At 65.1% G+C, this 25,793-nt stretch carries 24 protein-coding genes and 1 pseudogene; 12 read left to right on the top strand and 13 right to left on the bottom strand.

All coding sequences use genetic code 11. The features are described from left to right. Positions 1-45 precede the first annotated feature (45 nt). Positions 46-921 (bottom strand): copper chaperone PCu(A)C, encoded by an 876-nt coding sequence (locus tag RAD04_RS08890; RefSeq protein ID WP_461623469.1) that lies wholly within the window; start codon positions 919-921, stop codon positions 46-48. A 25-nt stretch (positions 922-946) separates the two neighbouring features. Next, entirely contained in the window at positions 947-1,147 is a 201-nt protein-coding gene (locus RAD04_RS08885; RefSeq protein WP_461623468.1) for a hypothetical protein, read from the bottom strand. Positions 1,148-1,351: 204 nt separating this feature from the next. Between RAD04_RS08885 and hemN the strand changes: the two genes are divergently transcribed. Continuing rightward, entirely contained in the window at positions 1,352-2,704 is a 1,353-nt protein-coding gene (gene hemN / locus RAD04_RS08880; RefSeq protein ID WP_461623467.1) for an oxygen-independent coproporphyrinogen III oxidase, read from the top strand. Positions 2,705-2,813: 109 nt separating this feature from the next. Continuing rightward, the gene (locus RAD04_RS08875; RefSeq protein ID WP_028140266.1) at positions 2,814-3,011 is read left to right on the top strand and encodes a DUF1858 domain-containing protein; all 198 of its coding nucleotides are present in this window, start codon (positions 2,814-2,816) and stop codon (positions 3,009-3,011) included. Between the two features lie 137 nt (positions 3,012-3,148). Here RAD04_RS08875 and RAD04_RS08870 read toward each other — a convergent pair whose 3' ends face one another. Continuing rightward, on the bottom strand, positions 3,149-3,859 hold the full coding sequence (locus RAD04_RS08870) for a Crp/Fnr family transcriptional regulator (RefSeq protein ID WP_461616935.1): 711 nt from the start codon (positions 3,857-3,859) through the stop codon (positions 3,149-3,151). A 129-nt stretch (positions 3,860-3,988) separates the two neighbouring features. Between RAD04_RS08870 and RAD04_RS08865 the strand changes: the two genes are divergently transcribed. After that, positions 3,989-5,200 carry an NnrS family protein gene (locus tag RAD04_RS08865; RefSeq protein WP_461623466.1) on the top strand — a complete coding sequence of 404 codons (1,212 nt, stop codon included), beginning with the start codon at positions 3,989-3,991 and terminating at the stop codon, positions 5,198-5,200. A gap of 3 nt (positions 5,201-5,203) precedes the next feature. On the opposite strand, the gene RAD04_RS08860 is transcribed toward RAD04_RS08865, so the two are convergent. After that, complete coding sequence (locus RAD04_RS08860; RefSeq protein ID WP_461623465.1) at positions 5,204-6,241, bottom strand: AraC family transcriptional regulator; 1,038 nt, start codon at positions 6,239-6,241, stop codon at positions 5,204-5,206. Between the two features lie 205 nt (positions 6,242-6,446). Between RAD04_RS08860 and RAD04_RS08855 the strand changes: the two genes are divergently transcribed. After that, positions 6,447-7,067 (top strand): response regulator transcription factor, encoded by a 621-nt coding sequence (locus tag RAD04_RS08855; protein ID WP_461623464.1) that lies wholly within the window; start codon positions 6,447-6,449, stop codon positions 7,065-7,067. Positions 7,068-7,238: 171 nt separating this feature from the next. Continuing rightward, positions 7,239-8,916, top strand: a pseudogene (locus RAD04_RS08850) (mucoidy inhibitor MuiA family protein). Between the two features lie 64 nt (positions 8,917-8,980). Here the strand turns inward: RAD04_RS08850 and RAD04_RS08845 are convergent. Genes RAD04_RS08845 through RAD04_RS08830 form a run of 4 tightly spaced genes read right to left on the bottom strand, consistent with a single transcriptional unit; the run spans position 8,981 to position 12,038 of the window. Next, entirely contained in the window at positions 8,981-9,787 is an 807-nt protein-coding gene (locus RAD04_RS08845) for a heme ABC transporter ATP-binding protein (protein ID WP_461623463.1), read from the bottom strand. Continuing rightward, complete coding sequence (locus tag RAD04_RS08840; RefSeq protein ID WP_461623462.1) at positions 9,784-10,875, bottom strand: FecCD family ABC transporter permease; 1,092 nt, start codon at positions 10,873-10,875, stop codon at positions 9,784-9,786. Before RAD04_RS08840 ends, RAD04_RS08845 begins: the two co-directional genes overlap by 4 nt. Then, the gene (locus RAD04_RS08835; protein ID WP_461623461.1) at positions 10,872-11,825 is read right to left on the bottom strand and encodes a heme/hemin ABC transporter substrate-binding protein; all 954 of its coding nucleotides are present in this window, start codon (positions 11,823-11,825) and stop codon (positions 10,872-10,874) included. Before RAD04_RS08835 ends, RAD04_RS08840 begins: the two co-directional genes overlap by 4 nt. Before the next feature lie 6 nt (positions 11,826-11,831). Further along, positions 11,832-12,038, bottom strand: coding sequence for a hemin uptake protein HemP (locus RAD04_RS08830; RefSeq protein WP_461623460.1), 207 nt, complete (start codon positions 12,036-12,038; stop codon positions 11,832-11,834). A gap of 267 nt (positions 12,039-12,305) precedes the next feature. On the opposite strand from RAD04_RS08830, the gene RAD04_RS08825 reads away from it, so the two are divergent. The 6 genes from RAD04_RS08825 (at position 12,306) to RAD04_RS08800 (ending at position 17,700) form a co-directional block, all read left to right on the top strand. Further along, on the top strand, positions 12,306-14,657 hold the full coding sequence (locus RAD04_RS08825; protein ID WP_461623459.1) for a TonB-dependent hemoglobin/transferrin/lactoferrin family receptor: 2,352 nt from the start codon (positions 12,306-12,308) through the stop codon (positions 14,655-14,657). Positions 14,658-14,751: 94 nt separating this feature from the next. Continuing rightward, entirely contained in the window at positions 14,752-15,084 is a 333-nt protein-coding gene (locus RAD04_RS08820; RefSeq protein ID WP_091956483.1) for an antibiotic biosynthesis monooxygenase family protein, read from the top strand. 23 nt (positions 15,085-15,107) lie between these two features. Next, positions 15,108-15,623 carry a heme utilization cystosolic carrier protein HutX gene (gene hutX / locus RAD04_RS08815; RefSeq protein WP_461623458.1) on the top strand — a complete coding sequence of 172 codons (516 nt, stop codon included), beginning with the start codon at positions 15,108-15,110 and terminating at the stop codon, positions 15,621-15,623. Between the two features lie 26 nt (positions 15,624-15,649). Continuing rightward, entirely contained in the window at positions 15,650-16,426 is a 777-nt protein-coding gene (gene exbB, locus RAD04_RS08810) for a tonB-system energizer ExbB (RefSeq protein WP_461623457.1), read from the top strand. A 3-nt stretch (positions 16,427-16,429) separates the two neighbouring features. Further along, the gene (gene exbD / locus RAD04_RS08805; protein WP_461623456.1) at positions 16,430-16,870 is read left to right on the top strand and encodes a TonB system transport protein ExbD; all 441 of its coding nucleotides are present in this window, start codon (positions 16,430-16,432) and stop codon (positions 16,868-16,870) included. Next, on the top strand, positions 16,870-17,700 hold the full coding sequence (locus RAD04_RS08800) for a TonB family protein (protein WP_461623455.1): 831 nt from the start codon (positions 16,870-16,872) through the stop codon (positions 17,698-17,700). The genes exbD and RAD04_RS08800 overlap by 1 nt, the downstream gene beginning before the upstream one ends. 140 nt (positions 17,701-17,840) lie before the next feature. Here the strand turns inward: RAD04_RS08800 and RAD04_RS08795 are convergent, their stop codons facing one another. From RAD04_RS08795 to RAD04_RS08775, 5 genes are all read right to left on the bottom strand, one after another. Next, on the bottom strand, positions 17,841-19,196 hold the full coding sequence (locus tag RAD04_RS08795) for an esterase-like activity of phytase family protein (RefSeq protein WP_461623454.1): 1,356 nt from the start codon (positions 19,194-19,196) through the stop codon (positions 17,841-17,843). A gap of 85 nt (positions 19,197-19,281) precedes the next feature. Continuing rightward, complete coding sequence (locus tag RAD04_RS08790) at positions 19,282-20,184, bottom strand: carbohydrate ABC transporter permease (protein ID WP_461623453.1); 903 nt, start codon at positions 20,182-20,184, stop codon at positions 19,282-19,284. After that, complete coding sequence (locus RAD04_RS08785) at positions 20,177-21,133, bottom strand: carbohydrate ABC transporter permease (RefSeq protein WP_018317857.1); 957 nt, start codon at positions 21,131-21,133, stop codon at positions 20,177-20,179. Before RAD04_RS08785 ends, RAD04_RS08790 begins: the two co-directional genes overlap by 8 nt. Before the next feature lie 140 nt (positions 21,134-21,273). Beyond that, complete coding sequence (locus tag RAD04_RS08780; protein WP_461623452.1) at positions 21,274-22,614, bottom strand: ABC transporter substrate-binding protein; 1,341 nt, start codon at positions 22,612-22,614, stop codon at positions 21,274-21,276. A gap of 85 nt (positions 22,615-22,699) precedes the next feature. After that, positions 22,700-23,743 carry a C-terminal binding protein gene (locus RAD04_RS08775; RefSeq protein WP_018317859.1) on the bottom strand — a complete coding sequence of 348 codons (1,044 nt, stop codon included), beginning with the start codon at positions 23,741-23,743 and terminating at the stop codon, positions 22,700-22,702. 258 nt (positions 23,744-24,001) lie between these two features. Between RAD04_RS08775 and RAD04_RS08770 the strand changes: the two genes are divergently transcribed. Beyond that, positions 24,002-25,687 (top strand): methyl-accepting chemotaxis protein, encoded by a 1,686-nt coding sequence (locus RAD04_RS08770; RefSeq protein ID WP_461623451.1) that lies wholly within the window; start codon positions 24,002-24,004, stop codon positions 25,685-25,687. Positions 25,688-25,793: the final 106 nt, after the last annotated feature.

Raw genomic sequence — 25,793 nt, 5'->3', positions numbered from 1 at the left:
GACAAGGTTTTGCCGGATTCGCCTCCGCTACAGTCCTTAGGTGCCTCAACGGAGCAGGATTGGCGACACGACGTTGACGGCATCCGATGGCGTGATGCGGATGTCGAGACCGAGCGACCAGCGGCCTGACAGCGGTGCCGACATTCTGACTCGCCACTGATCGTTGCCGACGCGTTCGGCGTTCGCGGTGATCGGCGCCACGCCATGCTCGGGGTTGCCGAGCGTGACAGCAACCGCGTCGGCGCTCAGCGGCAACTCATTCGCATCTTCAAGCTGGATTGCGATTTCGACCGGACCGGCGCGCCCGGGCGAGACCGTGACGTTGGCCATGGCCTTTTCAGCATGGAGATGCGTGAAGAAGCTCTCGTCAGCTTCGGTCGTCGACGCGGGTGGGACCGCCGCAGCCTGCTCCACGCGATGTGCAGGCTCTGCGGCCGCCGTTGTCTTCGTGGTTTCGGGAGCCTGTGCGCCGATGGCCTGCACATCCAGCGTCACTTTCACTGCGCCGGCGTGCTCGAACGACAACGTTACGGGCATCTGGTCGCCGGCATGGAGCGGCACATCGAGACCGATGAACATCAGGTGTCCGCCGCCGGGTCCAAGCGTCACGATTTGTCCGGGTGCGATGACAAGGCCCTTGTCGAGCGGACGCATGGTCATGACACCGTCGTTGACGGTCATCTCGTGGATTTCGGTTCGAAGCGCATGGGCGGCCGATGCAGCCTGCAGCCGCTCCGGCGTGTGGCCCCTGTTCTCGATCGTCAGATAGCCGCCGGCGACCCTGGCTCCGCCGGGCGTTGCCCGGCTCCAGGCCCTGGTGATGACCAGATCGCCGCTGGCGGTGTCGGCTGCGAAGGCGGGCGCCCCGACAAGGCATGCCAGCACGACCGCGCCGGCGAATGCACGCTTGGATGAGATCATGATCGAGGCCTTCGCGAAGACGCGACTAGAAAAGATATGTGGCAAGCCAGACCGTTGCCCAGATCGCCAGCGACAGCATGACGAAGACGGCGATGGCTGCGGCCAGAGCGCCCACGGTGCCGGCCGGGGCCGGTGCGACCGGGGCCGGCCGAAAGTCGTCGAAACGCGGGATATGGCCGCGGACGTCGAGCAAGGAGAGAATCAGTTCGAGTGCGAGAAGCCTCATGGGCAAACGCTCCGGATGGCGTGCGAATTGCCATGATCATGGCCCCGAACCGGCCGCTGCGCTTTGCGCGAGCGCAATGTCTGCTGCACCCCCGGCCGACTTTGCGCGAGCGCAAGGTCGCCTCCGCGGATCCGGGTTATTGGAGTGCATTCCGTGATTTGCCGTGATGTCTGCGCACGGCGGAAATTTACGAATGGGTAAGACATGAGAGCTGATCTTGCGGCGAGCTACGGCGAAGAACGATTGCCACGCTACACGAGCTATCCGACCGCACCGCATTTTTCGACGGCGGTCGGACCGGACGCCTACGCCAGCTGGCTGGCGGAGCTGCCGGCGGGGGCCAGCGCGTCACTCTATCTCCACGTGCCGTTCTGCCGCGAGATGTGCTGGTATTGCGGCTGCCATACCCAGATCGTCCGCCGCGACGAGCTCATCGCCGGCTATCAGCGGACGCTGCGCAACGAGATCGTGCAGGTCGCCGAAACCATCGGCCGCCGCATCAAGGTGGAGCATATCCATTTCGGCGGCGGCACGCCGACGATCATGCAGCCGGAAGCTTTCGCCGAGTTGATGGCGACGATGCGCCAGAAGTTCTTCGTGCTACCCTCGGCTGAGATCGCGGTCGAGATCGATCCCCGCACATTGACCGCCGACATGGTCGATGCCATGCGGCTCTCCGGCGTCAACCGTGCGAGCCTTGGCGTGCAGAGCTTCGATCCCGTGGTGCAGCGGGCGATCAACCGCGTGCAGAGCTTCGAGCAGACGGCTTCTGTGGTCGACATGCTCCGGCGCGCCGGCATCGAGGGTCTCAATTTCGACCTGATCTACGGGCTGCCGCACCAGACCGTCGCGTCGTGTCTGGATACGGTCCGGCGCAGCCTCACGCTCGCGCCCGACCGCTTCTCCGTGTTCGGGTACGCTCATGTGCCCAGCTTCAAGAAGCACCAGCAGATGATCAACGAGGCCGTGTTGCCGGACGGCCTCGCGCGCCACGACCAGGCCTGCGCGATCGCGAATGCATTGAAGGAGGCCGGTTACGTGCAGATCGGGCTCGATCATTTTGCGCGTCCCGGCGATTCCATGGCAGTGGCCTTCGAGGAACGGACGCTGCGGCGCAATTTTCAGGGCTACACCACTGACAAGAGCGAAGTCCTGCTCGGTTTCGGCGCGAGCGCGATTGGGCATTTGCCGCAGGGTTACATCCAGAACGAGGTGCAGATCGGCGCCTATGCGCAGAGCATCGCCGCCGGCCGTCTCGCCACCGCCAAGGGCTATGGGCTCACCGACGACGACCGGCTGCGCGCCGACATCATCGAACGCATCATGTGCGAGTTCAGCGCCGATCTCGGCGACATCTGCGCGCGCCATGGCGCGGAGGCGGGGGCGATGCTGAATTCGGCGGCGCGTCTGAAGCCGCTGATCTCCGACGGCATCGTGAGGCTGGACGGCAACCGCCTCGCAGTTGCAAAGGATTCGCGCTTCCTGGTCCGCAGCGTCGCGGCCGCGTTCGACGCGCATCTCAATCCGGCGAAGCAGCTGCACAGCCGGGCTGTGTAGTTCCTCTTCCTCGCTCCTCGCCGGGCGAGGGAGAAGCCGCCGCCAGCTTGCGCTTCGACAAGGAGCCTTCGGTTCGTTCTGCTATCGTCGTTGCGGAACGGAGTTGTCCATGTCTTTTGGATCCGACGATCTGGTCGATGACATCATGCGTACCGCGCCGCACACGATCCGCGTGTTTCTGGCCTTCAGGATGGCTTGTGTTGGTTGCCCGATCGCAACCTTCCACACGGTGGATGATGCCTGCCGCGAGCATGGCATCGACCGCGAAAAATTCCTCGCCGCGTTGTGCGATTGCGTGCCGGCGTGAAGCGGTCCGGAATTCGCGCGGGCGCGCGCGGATTCCCGGGTAAGGGACGGCTTTCGCCGTAAGCGGAAGCGCCCCTCACCCCTATCTCGATCCCTATCTTAATCCCTATCTTGAGCGGAGACGTCCCGGCGCGGCTGTCACGCCGCGCCGCTGTCGGCGCTCCGCTCCGCCAACATGACGATCCTGTGCGGATCGCGCAGGATGATGCGCTGACGGCCGCTCTCGACGAGGCCTTGGCTCTCCCAGCCGCTCAGGATGCGGCTGACGGTGTGCAGTGTGGTTCCGGTCATCTGCGCGATGTCCTGGCGGCTGATCGGGAAGTCGATCTCGATGCCGTGGTCGAGCTTCTTGCCGGACTGCTTGGCGAGGCGCAGCAGCGCATGCGCGACGCGCTGTTCGACTTGCTGCGTCGACATTTCCAGGATCCGGGTGTGGCTTTCCTGGAGCCGCGTGCCGACAGTCTGGAGCGTGTTGGCGGCCAGGGAGGGAAATCGCTCGATCAGCCGCGGCCAGGCCGAGGTTGGCCAGATCAGCACCACGCTGTCATCGACCGCCATCGCAGTTGCCGGATACTGCACGGCTCCGATCGCCATGGCGAGCCCGAACGTTTCGCCGGGCGCGACGTAGCGGACCACGATCTGCTCGCCGGTCGGCGTGGTCTTGGCCGCGCGGACATGGCCGTGCAGCAGCAGGAAGAAGGACTGCGCATCCGCCCCCTGCTCGAAAATGGCGCTGTTCTTGGGATAGCGCGCCGAACGGGCCTCGCGCAGGATTTCGTCCAAAGCTTCCGGCGTGACTCCGGCAAACAGCGGCAAATGCGCAACCAGCGATGTGTCGACCTTGGCCATTCTGCCTCCTTGGCATCAGGGAGTGTGATGGCACCTGCAATCGTTCGATAGTTTGCGATAGCGCAAAACGGGACGGCTGAGTGGCAGTATTTTTCCAGACAACGGACTGAAATTTATTGGAGTTGACCCATGGCTGGCGCCCGATCCCGCAACTTTGAGGGCTGGCCGCTGTTTGCGAACAGTTTTCGGCCCTTTTTCCTGCTCGCCGCGATCCAGGCGGGGCTATCGATTCTGGCCTGGCTGCCGATGTTCTACGGCGAATTGTCGGTGAGTTCCGCGTTTGCGCCGCGCGACTGGCACGTCCACGAGATGCTCTACGGCTTCCTGCCGGCGGTGATCACCGGCTTCCTGTTCACGGCCATCCCGAATTGGACCGGGCGGCTGCCGATCCAGGGCACCTCGCTGGGGGCGTTGGTGATGGTCTGGCTTGCCGGACGTGTCGCGGTGACGTTGTCGGCCGATACCGGCTGGGCGTTCGCGCTTCTCGTCGATGCCGCCTTCCTGGCGCTGGTCGTCGCCGCCGCGGCGCGCGAGATCATCGCAGGCGGCAACTGGCGCAACCTGCCGGTGGTGGCGCTGGTGTCCGTTCTGCTCGCCGGCAACGTCGCTTTTCATCTGGAGGCGCACTACCAGGGCGCGGCTGATTTCAGCATCCGCGTCGGCATCGGTGTGGTCATGCTGCTGATCTCGCTGATCGGAGGCCGCATCATTCCGAGCTTCACTCGCAACTGGCTGGTCAAGTTCAATCCCGGCCGCCTGCCGGTGCCGTTCGGACGCTTCGACGGCGCAGTGATCGGATGCAGCGCGCTCGCGCTCATCTTCTGGATCGTGGCGCCGCTGAATGCCGTCACCGGTGTCCTGATGGCGCTGGTCGGCGGGCTGCATCTGGTGCGGCTTGCGCGCTGGGCCGGCGATCGCACGTTTCGCGAGCGACTGCTGGTGATCCTGCATATTGGCTACGTCTTCGTGCCGCTCGGCTTCATCCTGCACGCCGTCGCGGTTTTCGGAGCGCTGCCGCCAAGCGCCGGCATCCACGCCTGGATGACGGGCGCGGCGGGAACCATGACGCTGGCGGTGATGACCCGCGCGAGCCTCGGCCACACCGGACAGGCGCTGACCGCTTCGCCGGCGACCCAGGGAATCTATGCTGCGATCATCATCGCGGCCCTGGCGCGGGTCGCCGCCGTGGTGTTGCCCGCGCACAGCGATGTGTTGTTGCACATCGCCGCCTGCGGCTGGCTCGTTGCGTTCCTCGGATTTGCCATCGCGTTCGGCCCGCTGCTCGCCGGCAGCCGGCGGCGTGCCCTTGCCACGATGGGCGTGCCTGCTCCGGCGCGCTGAAACTCAAGCTGCGGTCGCCGAGGGCGCATCGGGCGGCGGTGTCGGAGGCCGAACGCCCTTGCGCCAGTCGGTGACGGTGCAGCCGAACCGGCCGCGGAACCAGCGCGCCATGGCGCTCTGCGCGGAGAAGCCGAGCTGGGTCGCGATGTCAGCCAGCGGCCGGTCGGGGTCCTCGATCAGCTGGATCACGAGATCGGCGCGTTGTGCATCCAGGATGGCCGAAAAGCTGGTGCCTGATGCAGCGAGGTGGCGGTGGATGGTGCGGCGGGTGCAGGCAAGATGCTCGGCGACGCGCTCGACGGTGCAGTCGCCGCCGGCGAGCAGGGCCCGCACGACCTCGTCGACCTTCCCTTCCCAACTTGCCGGCCGGGTCTCGATCGCCTCGATCCGCTTGCGCAGATAGCTCGCGATCAGGGGATGCGCGCTCGGGATCCGGCGCTCCATGTCGCGCGCCGAGAGCAGGATCGCATCGTGTTCGGCGTTGAAGGTCACGCGGCAGCCGTAGAACTCGCGATAGCGCTTGCGATCGCGCGGCGGCGGGTAATGCAGGTGGACCTCCTGCGGGCGCCAGTCATGGCCGTACAGCGATTGGATGATGCGGTGGATGCTGCCGAGCGCCATGTCGATCGCCTGGCGCGGCGCGCTCGGCCGCCGACCGCGCAGGTGCAGCGTGACCGTCACGATCTGCCCGTCGCGCGCAACATCCAGCCGCATGCCGTCATGATGGATGTGGATGAAGCGCGAAAATGCGTCGATCGCCTCGCCGACAGTCGCCTGTTCGCGCACGATCAGGCCGACCGCACCGAAATTGGTCAGGCCGCCACGCTCGGCGAGACGTAAACCGAAATCTTCGGCGCCGGAGGCCTCCGCCGACAATTCGAGCAGACGGCGCAGGCCTGCGACGGCAATGGGCGTATCGGGCTTGTCGAGGCAGGCCAGCGGCAGCCTGGCCTTGCGCATCATCTGTTTGGGATCGAGCCCGACCGACCGGGCGATCTCCGGGTAGTAGCTCAAGCCTGCGCTGCGAACGAGGTCGGTCATGCGAACCGTTCCTGCCAGCCATTCCCGCAGATGTCCCGAAATGTAAAGTTTCTGTCTCGATCCGTCAAATCCAGGAACCGGCCGGAACATACATAGGGGAAACCGAAGCATTGGCGTGAATGCCGTGCTCACAACGGCGCGGCAGGGCGATGCGGCCCGCTTTCCGTCTCGGACCATTTGACCAAGACATTGCTGGATCGGGATTATGCCGGGAAACATGCTTTCCAAGGGCGAGGTATTCGTCATCGACACCGACGCTGCCTCCCGCGAACAACTTTCGACTGCGCTCCAACAGAGCGCCTATGACGTGATCTGCTTCGCTGACGGTGCCTCACTCCTGTCCGAAGCGAAAGCGCGGATGCCGGCCTGCGTGCTGATGGAGCTGCCGCCGGATCGCTCCGGCCTCGACATGCTGAGGCGGCTGCGCGAGGAAAACTGCATGGCACCGGTACTGGTGACCTCGGCGAATGGCAGCATCGCCATGGCGGTCGACGCCATCAAGAGCGGCGCGGCCGACTTCATCGAAAAGCCGTTCCGCACCCAGGACATCATCGGCCGGATCGATGCCGCCGTCGACGAATTCGCGCAGCCCGGCACGAGCCGGCGGCGCTGGCTCCCCGGCTGCGAGCCCTTGACCGAGCGTGAGGGCGACGTGCTCGAGCACCTCGCTGCCGGCCTGACCAACAAGGAAATCGCCCGGCGCATGCATCTGAGTGCACGGACCGTCGAGGGCTATCGCGCCGGCGTCCTGAAGAAAGCCGGGGCCAAGAACGTGACCGATCTGCTCCGCCGTATCTTCGGCCAGGGGGCGTCGACCCAGGCCTGAGGCCTGCCGCGAGGGACTGCGATACGTTCCGCAGCCTTGGTGCCGCCGCCGCGGCGCCCCACGGAAACCCCAATCGAACCAGTTCCTTCCCTGCCGCGTCCAACCATGTTGGCGAGGCAATTGATCGCGCGCGTCCGGCTGGCGGCGCGGCGATACGGCAGGAGGGACTTCATGCGCATCACCGCAAGATATTTGGCAACGACGAGCCTGGTTCTGGTCACCATGGCGGCGGCCTCGCCGTCATGGGCCGCCGATCTGGACGCCAATTCGGCGATCGATACGGTCACGGTTTACCCCGATGGTGCCACCGTCACCCGCGTCATCACGGTCGATTTGCCGTCCGGGGATTCGACGCTTGTTGCCAAGGACTTCCCGCTTGGTCTCGATGCCTCCTCCATCCGGGTCGAGGGCGAGGGCGGCGCAAAGCTCACCATCGGCACGATCGATGCGCGGTCGCCTCGCGCCGCGCCGGTCAATCTGCCCGAGCTGGAAAAGCGCATCGAGGCCTTAAACGATCAGCGCGCCGATTTGCAGGGCGCGATCGACTCGGCTAATGCGCGGCGCAAGTTTGCGGAGCACTTTGCGGAAACCTCCCCCGCGGGGATCGGCGACAAGGGCGAGGCGCGGCCGATCGCCGAATGGCGCGCGGCCTTTGCTGCGGTCGGCGAAGAAATTGCGAGCGCCGACACCGTCGTCCGCGATGCCACACGCAAGACGCGCGAGATCGACCGGCAGATCGCCCAACTCGAGGTCGAGCGCAAGGCCAAGCCGCCGAGCAAGCTCGAGGTTCGCATGGACGTTGCCGCGACTGCTGCGACGAAGGCGACGCTGCGCGTGACTTATGCCGTACGCAATGCGCGCTGGATGCCGCTCTATGACGCCCGGCTCGACACCGGCGCCAAGGATCGCAAGCCGCAGCTCGAGCTGATCCGCCGCGCCGAGATCACGCAATCGACCGGCGAGGATTGGTCCAACGTGACGCTCGGCGTCTCCACGACCCGCATCAGCCGCGGCGGCAGTGCGCCGGAGCTGCATTCGCTGGTCGCGCAATATCCCCAGGTGCCGAAGCCGCTGGCAGCGGGTTCGGTCTCCGATCTGGCGCGGCCCGCGCCGGTCTTGCGCCAGATGCAATCGCCAGCGATGGCCAAGATCGCGGAGGCGGCCGAGCCGCGCGAACGTGCCGACGAGCAGCAGGCAATTGCCGAGATCGGGGATTTCCAGGCGACGTTCAAAATTCCCGGCCGCGTCAGCCTCGGCGCCGCCGAGGGCGCCAAGAGCCTGCGGATTGCAGCGATGACGGTGCCCGCCGACCTCGCGGTCCGCGCCGCACCGGTGCTGGGACCCGACCGCCTTCCTCGAAGCCAGCTTCAAGCAGACCGATGATACGACGCTGCTGCCGGGCAAGGTCGCGATCTACCGCGACGGCGTCTTTGTCGGTCGCGGCAAGCTCTCCGCTTCCGCCAAGGACGACATCGTGCGGCTCGGCTTCGGCGCCGACGACAAGGTGAGAATCGAGCGCGCCGTGCTCAAGCGCAACGAGGGCTCGGCCGGCCTGCTTGTCACAACATCCAAGACCGACGAGCGTACGTTCAAGACCACCATCCGCAACGGTCATGATTTCCCGATCAAGGTCGCGATCGAGGATCAGTTGCCGGTCAGCGAGAGCGAGGACATCGTCGTCGAAATGCTGCCCGCGAGCACGCCGCCGACCGTCAGCAACATCCGTGACCGCCGCGGCGTGCTGGAATGGTCGTTCGACGCCAAGCCGGGCGAAGTCAAGGATATCAACTTCGCCTGGCGCATCCGCTGGCCGAAGGACAAAAGCATGGTGATCGTCCCGGCGGGGTAGGTTGCTAGCCACGAACGAGGTGCGCCGCCCCCTCTCCCCGCAAGCGGGGCGAGGGAGTGCACCTTCATCGTGGCGGGGCCGAACTCGCGCGCATCGACTGCGGCAATACGTAAGGCACGCCGTCGTCGCCTTGATGCACGACGGCGTCGATCTCGAAGATGCCGCGGATGATCTCGCGGGTGACGACATCCGCGCGCGGGCCATCTGCGGCGAGCTTGCCGCCGGCCAGCACGACCAGCCGGTCGGCGAAGCGGATCGCGAGATTGAGGTCGTGCAGGATCGCGATGACGGCCGTGCCGCCGGCCGCACGGCGGCGCGCGGCTTCGACGAGGTCGATCTGGTGGCGCAGATCCAGGCTCGAGGTCGGCTCGTCCAGCAGCAGCAGCCCCGGGCCGTGTTTGGCTTCGCCGCAGGCGAGCTGTACCAGCACGCGGGCGAAATGGGCACGCTGCTGTTCGCCGCCTGATAGCGTTGGCAATTGCCGTTCGCGGAAATGCGCGAGCCCAACCTCGTCGAGGGCAGTGTCGACGAGCGCGCCTGCTTCACGCGCGCTGCGCTCGCCCGCGCCCATCAGCACAATCTCCTCGACGGTGAAGGGGAAGGTGATGTTGATGTGCTGGGACAGCATCGCGCGGCGCGCGGCGAGCTCGCGGGGCGTATAGCTGCTGATATCGCGCTGCTTCAGGTGCACCGCACCCTCGTTCGGGCGGAGATCGCCGGAGAGCAGCCGCAACAGGGTCGACTTGCCGGCGCCGTTCGGGCCGATGATCGCGACCATCTCGCCGGCCGCAACCGTCAGGCCGACGCCATCGAGCAGCGTCGCGCGGCCGGCGCGCTTGCTCAAGGCACGCGCCTCGATTACGGCGCTCATAGCGAGGCCAGCCCGCGCTGCCGCAGCAGGATGAAGAGGAAGACCGGCGCGCCGACCGCTGCGGTCAGGATGCCGATCGGCATCTCCGCCGGCGCCACGATGGTGCGCGCCAGCGTGTCGGCGCCGACCATCAGGATCGCGCCTGTTAGCACCGAGGCGGGCAACAGCAGCCGATGCGCAGGTCCAATGACGAGACGGAGCAGATGCGGCACGACGATGCCGACGAAGCCGATGACGCCGCTGATCGACACCGCGACGCCGGTCATGGCGGAGACCATGACGATCGAGATCCGCTTGAGACGCTCGACGTCGACGCCGCCGTGAAAGGCGTCGGCCTCGCCGAGCACCAGGAGATCGAGGCCGCGCGCGATGAAGGCGCAGGCGCCAAGTCCGATGATGAGGATCGGCGCCAGCACGGCGGCCTTGGTCCAGGTCACCCCGCTCATCGAGCCAAGCATCCAGAACGTGATGTCGCGGAGCTGGCGATCGTCGGCGATGAACACCAGAAGCCCGATGCCGGCATTGGCGATAGCCGTGATGGCGACGCCGGCGAGCAGGAAGACCGCGATCGAGGTGCGGCCCGAGCGGCTCGAGATGCCGTAGAGGATCGCGGTCGTGGCCAGCGATCCCGCGAATGCCGCGAGCGGCAGCAGCTCGGTCTGGAGGAAGCGCAGCGCCTCGCCGAAGCGCGAATCGGTGAAGACGATCGCGCTTGCGGCTGCGAGCGCGCCGCCGCTGGAGACGCCCACCAGCGCGGGATCGGCGAGCGGGTTACGAAACAGCCCTTGCATGATCGCGCCGGCCGCGGCGAGCAAGCCGCCGACCATCGCCGCCGCCGCGATCCGGGGGACGCGGATCGACCACAGCACGAGCTGGTCGCGGGCCGTCATCGCCGTGCTTTCGCCTGATAGGCCGAGTGCGGCAGGCAGGCGGGAGAGGGGAATGCCGGCGGCGCCGAAGCTCAGCGCCACGATCGCGGCGACCGCGAGCACCGCGATCAGAAGAGGGATTGCGATCGATGCGGACCGACGTCTCGCGCTGGCGCGTCGTCCCGGGCAGCGCGCTTCAGTGCCGATCGCCACGCTCATTGCCGGCAATTCGCCGCCGACAGCGCCGAAGTGAATGCCGCGCCCGGTTCGGCCAATGTCGGATAGAGTTTTACCGAGAGATCTCGCGCCGCCGCCGCCGTCCGTGGCCCGAAGCCGAGCAGATAGAGCCCGTCCATGGTGATGAGGCTCTTGTTGGCCGCGACCGGCGTCAGGGCGAAGCCGGGATGAGCATAGATCGCGTCGGCCTGCAGCGAGTCCTTGCCGCGCTCGATCGACAGCACCACGTCGGGCTTTGCCGCCGCGATCGCCTCGTCACCGATGATCTTGTAACCGTCGAAATCGTCGACGGCATTGGCGGCGCCGGCGAGCTGGATGATCTCGTCGGCCGCGGTCTTGTGGCCGGCGACCATGGCGCGCCCGTTCTGGAGTGACATCACGAATATCACGCGTACCGGCTTGGTCACTTTGGCGCGCAGGGCGCGCAGCTGGGCAAAATCGGCGCCGACCGCGGCGCTCAGGCACGCGGCGCGCGCGTCGACACCCATGGCGTGGCCGACCAGTCTTATCTTCTCGATCAGGCCGTCCTCGGAGAAGGTGTCGGGCACCAGCACCAACGGCACTTTCGCCGCTTCCAGGATCTCCATGGTCGCATGCGGGCCCGAGCCCTGGATCGCCAGGATCAGGGTGGGGTTGAGGCCCAACACGCCTTCTGCGGAGATCTGGCGCATGTAGCCGACATTGGGTTTGTCGTGCAGCGCCGCCGCTGGATAAAGGCTGGTGGTGTCGACGCCGACCAGCCGGTTCTCGAGCCCGAGCGCATAGATGATCTCGGTGATGGCGCCGCCGATCGAGACCGTGCGCGCGAAGTCGGTCACGGCGATGTCGCGATTGCGCGCGTCATGCACGGTAATGCCGGCGGCGTGCGCGGCAGAGGCGAGCGCGATCGTGCTGGAGAGCAGGAGGCTTGCGTAGGTGCGACAAAATGTCATTACAGGTTACTTCGTCAGGATCAGCTTGTTCTGCGAGGTCAGGCGAAGCCGATAGCTGTCCTCGCCATGCGCGATGATGATCTCGCGCTCGGCCGCAAACAGCTCGCGACTGTCGATCCGGCTGCCACGCATGGTGAGGGTTCTCGTTGTCGCAGAAGGGCTTCCTGCCGACCCCGCCGCGTTGCCGCCGCTGTCTCCTGATGTTGCTGACATGTTAAGTGTGATGCGCTTTCGAAACTCTGGAGTGCTGCTTGCTTGTTTGTATAAGCGGCACGAAGCGCATTCCAACGGCTGCAATTTACAATCGATATAAACTGCAACCTGATATCATTGACCGTCAGACTATCGCCACGTAACCATTTCTTGCAGCGGGGAATATGCCCGCCTCCTGAGACAATCAGCCAGCCAGTCGCTCGCGTTGCGAGCGCCCGCCAGCCAACAGACTGAAAAAGCTAAAGTGAAGTGCAGGCTGGGGCTGATATGGCTGACGGGGCTAGGTATTCGCGCGCCTTGATTTTGGGCGCGTCGGTAATTTCATTTGCGGCAATGACGACGGAGAGTGGTCTTGCACAGACCGCCGAGCCGCAGGCTGAACGCGCGTCGACGGAGCGGCCGAAGCAGGCCAAGCGCAAGCCGGCGAAGCCGCTAGCTGCGCAGCAGGCAACGCCGGAGGTCCTCAACGCCCGAGCCCAGGCCGGCGGCACGGCGCAGGTTCAGGCGCTCGACACCATCACCGCGGCTGCAACGAAGACCAAGGAGCGCGCCATCGACTCGCTCGCACCGGTCAGCTCGATCTCGCTCGACCAGATCCAGGGTCTTCAGCCGAACCGGCTGTCGGGCATCTTCTATGCTGTACCCGGCGTGTCATTCCAGGAACGCGGCGATGATCCTGCGACTGTCATCAACGTTCGCGGCCTGCAGGATTTCGGACGCGTCGCTGTCGTCGTCGACGGCGCGCGGCAGAATTATCAGCGCACCGGCCACAACGCCAACGGCTCCTTCTTCCTCGATCCCGAATTGATCGGCGGCGTCGACGTCGTGCGCGGTCCGACCGCCAACATCTACGGCTCCGGCGCAATCGGCGGCCTGGTCTCGTTCCGCACCAAGGACATCGACGATGTGCTGCGTCCCGGCGAGCGCTGGGGCGTCGATCTCTCCGGCTCCTACGGCTCCAACAACAATCGCGGCCTCGGCTCGGTCTTCGGCGGCGTGCGCGCCACGCCCGACGTCGATATCTTCGGCGGCGCGGTCTATCGCACGCAAGGCAATTACAAGGACGGCAACGGCACCGAAATCGGCAACACCGGCAACCAGGTCGAAGGCGGGCTGATGAAGCTCACCGTGCGGCCCGCGATCGGTCACGAAGTCAAGTTCGGGGCCGTCTTTCAGGACTACCAGTACGATGTCGGCCAGTTCAACCGCGGCCCGGTCGCGACGGCGGCGCAGCGCGCGCTGTATCAGGGCTCCTCGGTCTATGCGTCCGACACCAAGAACTACACCGGAACGGTGACCTGGAACTATTCGCTGCCGAGCGACAATCTGTTCGACTCGCACATATCGGTCTACGGCAATCGCACCGACAACGACCAGACCAAGACCTATCACTACTCGACATCCGGCTCGGCCTATTGCGGCGCCGGCAATGTCGGCAACAACATTTCCGGCTGTGTCGGCGACAAGCGCGGCTATGTCCTCGATACGTTTGGCTTCGACGCCAACAACACCACGCGCTTCAACGTCGGCGACTGGCGCAATGCCGTGACCTACGGCGTCGACGCATTCCAGGACGACGTCATCACGACCGACCGCCGCGGTAATTCCAACATCACCACGCCGGGCGGCATCCGCACCGTGTCGGGCGGCTTCATTCAACTGAAACAGAACTACAACACCTGGTTCGAGGCGGTGAGCGCGATCCGCTATGATCGCTACAATCTGCAGTCCGGTGGTACCAATGCGAGTGGTGATCGCTTCTCGCCGAAGATCACGCTCGGCGTGACTCCGGTCCCGGGCTTCCAGCCTTATGTCAGCTACGCCGAAGGCTATCGCGCCCCATCGATCACCGAGACGGTAATCTCCGGCGCGCATGCGACCGGTGGCGGACCGGCCTTCTTCCCCTGTCCTGACGGCACTGTTGGCCTGTTCTGCTTCCTGCCCAACCCGAATCTCCGTCCCGAGGTCGGCAAGAATAAGGAGGTCGGCTTCAACCTGAAGTACGACAACATCTTCAGCGCCAATGACTCGTTCCGCGGCAAGATCAATCTGTTCCGCAACGATGTCAGCGATTACATCGACCTCGTCGCCTCGGCGCCGGTCGCGGTGCCGCCATTCGGCTCTTTCAGCCAGTACTACCAGTACCAGAACATCGCGCAGGCCCGCATCCAGGGCTTCGAAGCGGAGACGATGTACGATGCCGGCAACTGGTTCATCGGCGTCGCCGGTCACTACATCCAGGGCAAGAACGCTGTCACCAATGTCGGGCTCGCGACCATCACCCCGCGCAAGGTCGTCACCACCGGCGGCGTCCGCTTGCTCGATCGCACCCTGATCCTGACGGCGCAATGGGCCTCGTTCGGTGCCAACAACGATGTACCCGCCGGCTATCTGCCCGCGACCGGCTACGAGCTGGTCAATCTGTACATGACCTACAATGCGACCAGGGACATCGTGTTCACGGCTTCGATCGACAATCTCTTGAACCAGTACTACCGGCCTTACGCCATTCCCGGCAGCTCGACCGACGGCACATCGCAGAACGACGTGCTGTGGTCAGCCCCGGGACCGGGCAGGGTCTATAAGGCCGGCATGAAGATCCACTTTGGAGGTGCGTAGCCGCCAGCTTCGCAGCGCCACAGCTCCGCCGGGCCGCGCTGATGCTCCAGCGCGGCTTCGGCGTGTTTCGTTTTGATCAGAAGGAGAGACTTTGATGTTCATCGCCATGAATCGTTTCCAGGTGAAGAAGGGCGCGGAGACCGCGTTCGAAACTGTCTGGGCCACCCGTGAATCCTATCTCGGCAGCATGCCGGGCTTCGTCGAGTTTCACCTGCTGAAGGGCCCGGAGGCCGAGGACCACACGCTCTATTCGTCGCACACCACCTGGGTCGACAAGGCGGCGTTCGAGGCCTGGACGCGCTCGGACCAGTTTCGTCGTGCCCATGCCCGCGCCGACAACTCGACCGGCGAGAGCCTGTATCTCGGCCATCCCAAGTTCGAAGGCTTCGAGGTGATCCAGAGCGAGCGCAAGGCCGCGGCCGCCTAGATTGCGATGGAGAGGAGCCGGACATGTTGAGTACCGATTTTGCCGATCTCAAGGTCCATATGGCCGACAATCCGGGCGCGGTGATCGAGGACGTCGCGCGCGAGCGCAAGGTCAGCCCGCGCAGCGTGATCGAGGCGCTTCCATCCTCCATGGTGCACATTGGCGGCGGCGAGCATTTTGCCGCTGCCATGCAGGACATCGCGGAGTGGGGCGAGGTCACGCTGATCGTGCACACCGACGACGCGATCTTCGAGTTCACGGGCGCTATTCCCGCGGGCGAGATCGGCCGCGGCTATTTCAACCTGATGCAGCCAAAGGGTCTGCACGGCCATCTTCGCCACGAGCGCTGCGCAGGCGTCGCCTTCGTCGAGCGCCCGTTCATGGGCAAGTCATCGGCCTTCGTCGCGTTCGTGAACGTCGAGGGCGGCATCATGTTCAAGGTCTTCGTCGGCCGCGACGAGACAAGGGCGCTGCGGGCGGATCAGCTGGCGCGGTTCCGGCAGCTCGCGGCCCGGATCGCAGCACAGCCCATGGCGTAGCTTCCCTCTGTTGTCGGGAGATCAGGATGCAAGGCAAGTCCAGGCTTCGGCAAATGGTCATTGCAATCGCGCTGGCGCTCGCGCCGACACCGGCCTTCGCGATCGACGAAGCCCTGTTACCGCGCAATTTGTCGCCCTGGGGCATGTTCGTCAGCGCCGACATCATCGTGAAGACGGTGATGATCGGGCTCGCCGTCGCCTCGCTGGTGACATGGACGGTCTGGCTCGCCAAGACCATCGAGCTGCGCCGCAAGGGCGCGCTCGCCTTGCAGCAGACGCGCGCGCTCGAAGGCAACATGACGCTGGCCGAGGCATCGACACGGGCCGGTGACGCGCACGACGCCGTCGCCCAGCTGATCCAGTCCTGCGCCAGGGAAGCCGAGCTCTCGGGCGGCATCCTCGACGACGGCCTTCAGGAGCGGGTGGCGCTGCGGCTGGAGCGGGTGGAGGCGGCAATGTCGCGGCAGATCGCGCGCGGCACCGGCGCGCTCGCGACCATCGGCGCCACTGCGCCCTTCGTCGGCCTGTTCGGGACCGTCTGGGGCATCATGAACGCCTTCATCGGCATCTCCGAGAGCCACACCACCAGCCTCGCGGTCGTCGCGCCCGGCATCGCGGAGGCGCTGCTCGCCACCGCGCTCGGCCTCGTCGCGGCGATCCCGGCGGTCGTGATCTACAATCACCTCGTCCGCGGTATCGCCAATTATCGCGCGCTGCTCGGCGACGCCTCGGCGCAGCTCATGTTGCTGGTCAGCCGGCAGCGCGACCACAGAGAATTCCGCCTGGCTCGGGCGGCGGAGTAGGCCATGGCCGCAAAGCTCGGCGCACGCTCGCCGCTCAAGCGCGGCGACCCGGATGATCTCGAGGTCACGCATGAGATCAACGTCACGCCGTTCATCGACGTGATGCTGGTGCTGCTGATCATCTTCATGGTGGCGGCCCCGCTCGCCACCGTCGACATCGGCGTCGATCTGCCGGCAACCGCGGCCGAGCCGGCGCCGCGGCCCGAGAAGCCGGTCTTCGTCACCGTCAAGGCGGACATGTCCATCGCAGTTGGCGAAGACGTCGTCGCGCGCGACGCACTCAGCACCTCGCTCGATGCCGCCACCAAGGGCCGCAAGGACGAGCGCATCTATCTGCGTGCCGACAAGGCGGTCTCCTATGGCGACCTGATGGAGGTGATGAACACCTTGCGCAATGCCGGCTATCTCAAGGTCGCCCTCGTCGGCCTCGACGGACGCAGCTGATGAGTGCCAACGCCTTCGCCCTGCACGAGCCGCTTCGAGAGCGCGAAACCGCGCGCTGGGGCCTCTCGGCGGCGGTGATCGTGATGTTGCATGTGGCTGCCGCACTGCTTGTGATGAATTGGATCAGGTCGCAACCGGAACAGGGCGTCAGCCTGCCGGCGATCATGGTCGACATGGCACAGGTGACCTCGGCGCCGCAGTCGACGCAGGACGACGCCGCGCCGGGACCGGTGATGCAGGAGGCCGACGCCTCGCCGCCGGAGCCGGTGCGGCAGCAGATGGCCGAGGAGACCATCGCGCCGACGCCGCCGCAGGAGAAGCCGGATGTCGTGGCGCCGCCGGAGCAGAAGCTGGAGCCGACCCCGGCCAAGCCGGAGCCCGCGAAGATCGTGCCGGTCGAAAAGCCCGCCCCAGCGAAGCCGAAGGTGGTTCGCCGCGAGGCCAAGAAGCCCTCGGATGCGACGCCCGCGCCGCGCACCAGTGCACCACCGCGCGCCGAGCGAGAGGCGCCGATGGCATCGGCCCAGAGCGCCGGCGCTGCTGCTTCCGCGATCGCATCCTACAATCAACGCGTCCGCGCGCATCTGATGCGCTTTCACTCTTATCCGAGCGGTGGCGGCGGTCAGCGCGGCGTTGCCAGGCTGAGCTTCACCCTCAGCCGCAGTGGGCAGGTCACGTCCAGCCGCCTTGCCGGCTCATCCGGCGTTGCCGCCTTTGATGCCCTGGCCATGTCGACGGTGCGTCAGGCCTCGCCGTTTCCGCCGTTCCCGGATGAGATCAAGAACGGGTCGATAAGCTTTTCGATACCGGTGGAGTTTACGGTGAGGTGAGGCTCTTCCTCACCTCGCCCCGCTTACGGGGAGAGGGGGGACTCTCCACGAATCGTCTCTCACCGTGATCGTTGAAGCAGCCCCTCACCCCAACCCTCTCCCCGTAAGAACGGGGAGAGGGGGAGGAGAGAGCGATCCGCTCACTTCGCCTTCAGGAAGTCCGCGACCTCGAGCAGCATGAACTCGTCGTCGTCGGCCTTGTTGGGATCGCGGCTGGACGAGAACGGCAGATTGTTGTCGTTGCCGACGATGATGTGGGTGTCGTCGACGCGATCGACGTTCTCGATGGTGAAGAACGGGAAGGTGTAGACGCCGTCGTTGAGCGGCTTCCGTGCCTTCTTGTCGGGATCCCTGATCTTCATGAGGTCGATATAGCCGATCTTGCGCACCGGCTTGCCGACATTGGCCTCAGTGAGCTCGATCTTGTAGATGCGCTTGAACTTGGCAAGATCCGGAAAACAGTTCTCACCGCGTTGCCCCTGCGGGCAGGCCTTGTCGGCCGTGCCTTCGCCGTTGTCACGCTCGATGATGAGGCCGGAGGCCTGATCGATCATGTTGAAATCGCCGATGGCGTTGCCGTTCTGCTCGAACACATACTGCCAGTAACGGCCGGTGAATTTCTCCGCGGCGACGTCGAATTCGAGGATGCGGGAGGCTTCCTTGCCGTCGACCTTCTCCCAGTCCTTTTTCTCGGCATCCCACAGCGGTCCCTCGAGCAGGCCGTAGAGAAACTTGCCGTCCTTGGAGGACGCAAAGCCCTCATAGCCCTTGGAGCGGCGGAGGTTGACGTTGGTGTAGGTCGCGCCCGGCGCGCCCGGCGTCGCCACGGCCCAATTGTCCGGCGACCGCACCGGCTTGCCGTCGGCAACCGTATCGAACACCGCCAGGATCTTGCCTGATTTGTCGGCCTTCAGGATGTAGGGACCGAACTCGTCGCCGATCCAGAAGGTCTCGCCGATGATCTGGAAGCCTTCGGTGTCGAAGTCGGAGCCGGTGAGATAGCGCTTCTGCGTGTCCTCGTGCACGATGCGGAACGGGACCTTTTTGTCGGGATCGTGCAGGAAGATCGTCTCCAGCCGCTCGATCTTGCCGCCGGCCCAGTCCATCTTGTAGCGGTTCAAATACAGCATCGAATCTGGCGAGTTGGCGCGTGCGCCCATGCCGTTGTCGGTGATGACCCAGAAGCTGCCGTTGGGCATGGTCTTGATGCCGGAATGGCCCTGCAGCGGCTGGCCCTTGAACGGCAGCGACACGCCGGTCGCGCGCTCATAGGACTTGCCCATCACGGTGCCGAGCGCGTCGACGCGCTTGCCGGTGGTGTATTTCCCTGAAGTCTTGAGATCGGCGGGTGCATCGGCGGGGGCGTCGATGAACGTGGCGGCCGGCATCACAACGTGGCCGGCGAGCTTGGCGGGGAATTCACCTTCGCTCTGCGCGAGCGCTGGGCTCGCGGCGAGAATGATCGTTGCGACGGTGCTGAGAAAAGTCGCGCGCATGTGCGTCTCCTGTTGGCGGACGCACGCGTTATGCGGATCGCGTGTTGCAGTTTTGTGAAACCGGGCCAAACGCCGCAGCCGCGATCTACTCCTTTACCGCGCCGGTCAGCGAGGACACGTAGTAGTCCACGAACAGCGAGTAGAAGATCGCGACCGGCAGCGATCCCAGCAGCGAGCCCGCCATCAGCGCGCCCCATTGGTAGACGTCGCCAGTGACGAGCTCGGTCAGGATCGCGACCGGCACGGTCTTGTTGGCGCCGCTCTGGATGAAGGCCAGCGCGTAGATGAACTCGTTCCAGGACAGCGTGAAGGAGAAGATGCCGGCCGAGATCAGCCCGGGCACCGCGAGCGGCAGCGTGATCCGTCGCAGGATCTGCAGCCTGGTGGCGCCGTCGACCAGCGCGCATTCCTCGAGCTCGTAGGGGATCGACTTGAAGTAGCCGATCAGGAGCCAGGTGCAGAACGGCACCAGGAAAGTCGGATAGACCAGGATCAGCGCCAGCGGTGAGTCGAACAGGCCGAACTGCACCACGACGGTGGCGAGCGGAATGAACAGGATCGACGGCGGCACGAGATAGGCCAGATAAATGCCGAGGCCCACGTAAGGACTGCCGCGGAAGCGCAGGCGCTCGATCGCATAGGCGGCTAACGTGCTCGCGATCAACGACAGCGTGGTCGAGCCGATTGCCACCAGCATCGTCGTCTTGAGCCAGCGCGGATAGGCAGTGTCGAACAGCAGATGCTTGATGTGGGCGAGCGTCGGCGAGGAGATCCAGAACGGGTTGTGATCCTTGTAATTCATCAGCTCCGCGTTCGGCTTGAACGAGGTGATCGCCATCCAGTAGAACGGGAACAGCAGGATCAGCACGAAGCAGCCGAGCGGCAGGTAGATCATCATCAGCCGCCGCAGCCCGGAATCCCAGGCCATGGTGTCGGGTGGCGCTTTCGCGTCGGCCACGGTGGCGGTTTGCGCGATGGTGTCAGTCATTGGCCTCTCCCTGCTGCCATTTGCGGCGCGCCAGGCCGAAATAGGAGAACAGCGTCGCGAAGATCAGGAACGGGATCATCGACACCGCGATCGCCGCACCTTCGCCGAGCTCGCCGCCAGCGATGCCGCGCTGAAACGCCAGCGTCGCCAGCAGATGGGTCGAGTTGACCGGCCCGCCGCGGGTGATGGCGTAGACCAGCTGGAAGTCGGTGAAGGTGAAGATGATCGAGAACGTCATGACGATCGCGAGGATCGGCATCATCATCGGGAAGGTGATGTAGCGGAAGCGCTGCCAGGCGCTGGCGCCGTCGAGCATCGCGGCCTCGTAGAGCGAGGGCGAGATGGTCTGCAGGCCCGCGAGAAGCGAGATCGCAACGAAGGGAATGCCGCGCCAGATGTTGGCAGCGATCAGCGAGAAGCGCGCCGGCCAGGGCGAGCCGAGGAAGTCGACATTGCCCGACCGCCAGTGCAGCACGTCGACCAGCAAATAGGAGATGATCGAGAACTGCGGATCGTAGATCCACCAGAACGCCAGCGCCGAGAGCACCGTCGGAACGATCCAGGGCAGCAGGATGATCGCACGCAGGATGCTCTTGAACGGAAAATGGTTGTTGAGCAGCAGCGCGAGCCAGAAGCCGAGCGCGAACTTCCCGAAGGTCGCGATGCCCGTATAGACCACGCTGTAGAACACGGCGTTCCACCACAGGGGATCGGTGAGCAGATACTGGAAATTCTCCAGGCCGACGAAGACGCCGCGCCGGCCGATCGTGGTGTCGGTGAAGGCGAGCCAGATGCCGAGGCCGAGCGGATAGGTCAGGAACACCGAGAGCAGCCCGATCGCTGGCGCCAGGCACATCACGATCAGGAACGGCTTGTAGTCGAACAGCCGCACCAGCCAGTTCGGTTGCCGCTGGGCAAGTACGGGAGAGGAGAGTGTCGTCACGGACATCAGTGTGTTGTCCTATCGTTGAACGTCACTACACCGTCATTGCGAGCGAAGCGAAGCAATCCAGTCTGTCACCGCGGCTGCAGTCTGGATTGCTTCGTCGCAAGTGCTCCTCGCAATGACGACGGTTCGATCGTCGCGCGTTACCGCTGTCGCCGGAAGTACCGCTTGCAGCGCTGCTCGGCTTCCGCGGCGGCGGCCTCCGGCGTGGCCGCACCGGTTGCAACGGACGCGCACATCTGAATCAGCACGTAGTCGGCGCTGACGGCTCCGGTCGCCGTCGAGATCGGGCCCTTGTAGCCGTCATAATAAGTGCTGTTCATCGTGTCCTTGAATAGCTTCACCTTGGGATCCTGCGACCACACCGCGGCCTCGGCATAGGCGGCCAGCGGCTGCGACCAGTAGCCGGAGTTGGCGTTGAGCCAGGGCTCGTACTGGTCCTTTTCCAGCATGTATTGCAGGAAGGCCTTTGCGGCGTTGGGGTACTGGCTGTGCTTGAACACCATGGCATTGAGGGTCAGGCCCGCCATCGGAGAGACCTTGGCCAGGCCCTTGGGCAGCAGCTGATGCTCGCTGTCCTCGGCGATCGCCTTGGTCGCCGGGTCGTTCTTGAGCGAGAAGTACAGCGAGACGCCGTTGGCGGTCAGGGAGATCTCCTGCGAGGAATAGGCGCGGTTGTTGCTGACGTCGTTCCACGACGGCGTGCCGGCGATGAAGGTCGGGTAGACCTGCTTGACCCAGTTCAGCGCCGCGATGGTCTCCTTGCTGTTGATGACGACGTTGCCTTCCTCGTCGAGCAGGGAAGCATTGTGCGACCACAGCGCCCAATTGGCGAAGCCGTTGCCGTCCCCCTTGGCGTTGCCGAGCGCGAAGCCGGCCGGTTTGCCGGCCTTGTGCAGCTTCTGGCACAGGTCGAGGATTCCGGCATGGTCTTCCGGCACCTTGTCGAAGCCGACCGATTGCAGGATCGACTTGCGGTAGATCAGGGGCCCCGCGGTTGCACCGAACGGCAGGCCGATCCAGGTGTCGCTCTTGTTCTTCTTGCCGTAGCGCTGCGCAAGCGGCAGCCAGCCGCCATAGCGCTTGCCGACATAGTCGGCGACGTCGGTCAGCTCGATCAGCTTGTCGACGTAGATGTGGGGAGCGTCGGAGAAGCCGATGATGATGTCGGGGCCCGCGCCGGAGTTCGAGGTCACCGCGGTCTGCTGGTTGATGTCCTCCCAGCCGACGAAGTCGACTTTGACCTCGACGCCGGTCTCCTTGGTGAACTTTGCTGCATTGGCACGGAACACATCCTCGTCGGCCTGGACGAAGCGCACCGGGCGCAGCATGCGCAGGGACGCGCCCTTCTCGATCTCGCGCTTGGGCGCCGCCACGTCGGCAGCCTTGATATTGGATGTTTGCGCTGCAGCACCGGTGGCGGCGAACGTTGCAGCGGACAGGCCCAGCGCCAAGGCATCACGACGGGTGATGTCGTTCCTCATCAGTTCCTCCCTATGATGTCTCCCTTCCCGGCGTTGATCGCCGGTGAAGGGTCGTTTCGGATATCGGCGCCTCGGCGCCTGCCGCTCAGCTGTTCGGCCCGCGATCCATGCTGACGGGTTGCCAGCGACGGAGCGTGGTGTCTTGCAGCACCGACGGATTGACGCAGCTTACCGGCCACATGCCCTGAAGCACCAGTGACAATTCGTAGCCCACCCGGCGCTTGCGCGCTTCGTCAAACCGTGCCGAGGCCGACGCGACGTGTGCGGTCAGGGTCACGTTCTCCATGCCGAGCAGCGGATTGTTGTGCGAGGGCGGTTCCTTCTCCAGCACGTCGAGGGCGGCGTGCGCGATCCAGCCTTCCTGCAGCGCCTTGATCAGGCTCTCCTCGTCCACGGTTGCGCCGCGCCCGGTGTTGATGAAGATCGAGCCCTTCTTCATCTGCCGAAAGTGCTTCTCGGTCAGCATGTGATGCACCTCGGGCCTTGCCGGGGCATGCATCGAGACGAAGTCGGATTGCGACAGCACCTCGTTCAGCGTCGCCGGGATCACGCCGTGATCGTACATCAGCGTTTCCTGGATGAAGGGATCGTAGGCCATCATGCGCAGGCCGAACGGCGCCGCGCGTTTCGCAACCGCACGCGCCACGCGGCCGAACGAGACGAAGCCGAGCGTCTGGCCCATCAGCCTCGGGACCTTGAGCAGCGCCGGCCGGCCCTCGGCCCAGCGGCCGTCACGCACCATGCGGTCCTGCTCGACCAGGCGGCGGAAGCCGGCGAGCAGCAGCATCATGGCGTGATCGGCGACCTCTTCGATGAAGGTGTCCGGAATGTTGGTGACGGGAATGCCGCGCGCGGTGGCGGCCTTGACGTCGACGCTGTCGACGCCGACCGAGCCGAGCGTGATGACCTTGCAGGTCTGCAAGCTGTCGATGATGGTCTTGGTGATCGGGATGCCCTTGGCATAGATGGCGTCCGCGGTCTTTGCGGCGGCGATGAACCCGGCCTCGTCGGCGGGAGCCTCGATGATCTCGGCGTCGATGGGATCGAGCGCCTCGCGCTCAAAGGAATAGTCGCTGCCCGCGACCGTGAAGCTCGCGCCCTTCGGCGTCACCACCCTGTATTTCGGCATTTTCTCGCTCCCGATTTGGTTTGTCGGTTCTTGTTGTGACCCGCCTCCGCGGGCGGGCCTTTGCGTCTTTTACGCGAAATCGGAGCGGCTGCGTACAATCGTCGGTTGCCGGTGCGGGGATAAATTGCCGTTTTTTGCGGCTGCGTCCGGGCTTCTACGGAGGCACGTAAGTAACTTGCTAAGGCTCTCTCCCTAAAAGTTATTTCGATTTCGATCGATCTGTCGCGCGCCCGTATCCCATTATTGCCGGAGCTAATCGTGAAATTGAGCAATCTGAAGATCGCCCCGAAGCTCGGCATCCTTGTCGGCGTGACCTTGTTCGGCCTGTGCATCTCCGGTGTCCTCGCCGGCTATCTGATGAAGCGCGAGATGGTGAATGCGCGCATCGATCAGGCCAAGGCGATCGTCGAGCTGGCACGCAACTATGCGGGCGCTCTGAAGAAGCGCGTCGACGCCGGCGAGCTTACGAAGGACGCGGCCATGGCCGAGCTTCGCCGCTACGGCAATTCGATGACCTACGACAACGGCGCGGGCTATCTGTTCGGTACGTCGTATGAAGGCATCACCCAGCTTGCGCCCGACCCCAAGCAGATCGGCACCAACCGCATGGACGTCGTGACCAACGGCCGCAAGCTGTCCGTCGAGCTGATGGACGGCGTCAAGGCCAACGGTTCGATCCTGCTGCATTATGAATATATGAAGCCCGGTCAGCCGACGCCGATCCGCAAGGTCGGCTACGCGGTGGCGGTGCCCGGCTTCGACATGTATCTCGGCACCGGCGCTTATCTCGACGACATCGACGCCAAGATGGGCCCGGTCTATTGGCTGCTCGGCTTTGCCATGCTCGGCATTTTCATTGTCGCCGGCAGCGTCGCCTGGCTGATCGGCCGCGGCATCAGCCGTCCGCTGGCGCTGCTCGGCGCCCGCATGAAGGATCTCGCCGACGGCAAGCTCGAGGGCGATATTCCCGGCGTCGGCCGCGGCGACGAGGTCGGCGCGATGGCCGCCACCGTCCAGATCTTCAAGGACAACGCGGTCCGCATCCGCGACCTCGAAAAGACCGAAGCCGATGCCAAGGAGCGCGTCGCGGCGGAACGTCGCAGCGCGATGGAGGGCATCGCCAGCGACTTCGAACGCAGCGTCAACGGCATCGTCCGCTCGGTCTCCTCGGCCGCGGCCGGCATGCAGACGACGGCACAGTCGATGACCGCGACCGCCAGCGACGCCTCTTCGCGCGCGGCGACGGTCGGCGCTGCCTCGCAAAAAGCCTCCGGCAATGTCGGCACGGTCGCGGCGGCGGCCGAAGAGCTGTCGAGCTCGGTTGCGGAAATCTCCCGCCAGGTCACCCGCTCGACCGAAGTCGCCAGCCGCGCCGTCAGCGATGCCGAGCGTACCAACGCTACGGTTCAGGTGCTCTCGACCGGCGCCGAGAAGATCGGCGAAGTCGTCAAGCTGATCCACTCGATCGCCGCGCAGACCAATTTGCTCGCGCTCAACGCCACCATCGAGGCGGCACGTGCCGGTGAATCCGGCCGCGGTTTCGCCGTCGTCGCCTCCGAGGTCAAGGCGCTGGCCAACCAGACCGCCAAGGCGACCGAGGAAATCTCCGCGCAGGTCGCGGCGATGCAGACCTCGACCAGCGACGCGGTCACGGCCATCTCCGGCATCACCCAGACCATCGCCGAGATGAGCGAGATCACCGCTGGCATTTCCGCCTCGATCGAGCAGCAGGGCGAGGCGACCCGCGAGATCGCCCGCAACATCCAGTCCGTCGCGGCGGGCTCCAGCGAGATCAACGCCCATATCGGCAGCGTCACCTCCGCTGCGGAAGCGACCGGCACCGCCGCCACCGACGTGCTCTCCAACGCCCGCGAGCTGGACAACCAGTCCGGCGCGCTGCGCAGCGCCGTCGACGGATTCCTCGCCAAGGTGCGCGCGGCGTAAGGCCAAACGCTCGAAATTCGTAGGGTGGGCAAAGGCGCGCAAGCGCCGTGCCCACCTTTCTTTTTTGCGACGACCTAACGGTGGGCACGCTTCGCTTTGCCCACCC

Source organism: Bradyrhizobium sp. 25ACV (genome assembly GCF_054863005.1).
The sequence above is the reverse complement of the archived record's forward strand: the minus strand, read 5'-3'. Positions and strand labels throughout refer to the sequence as shown.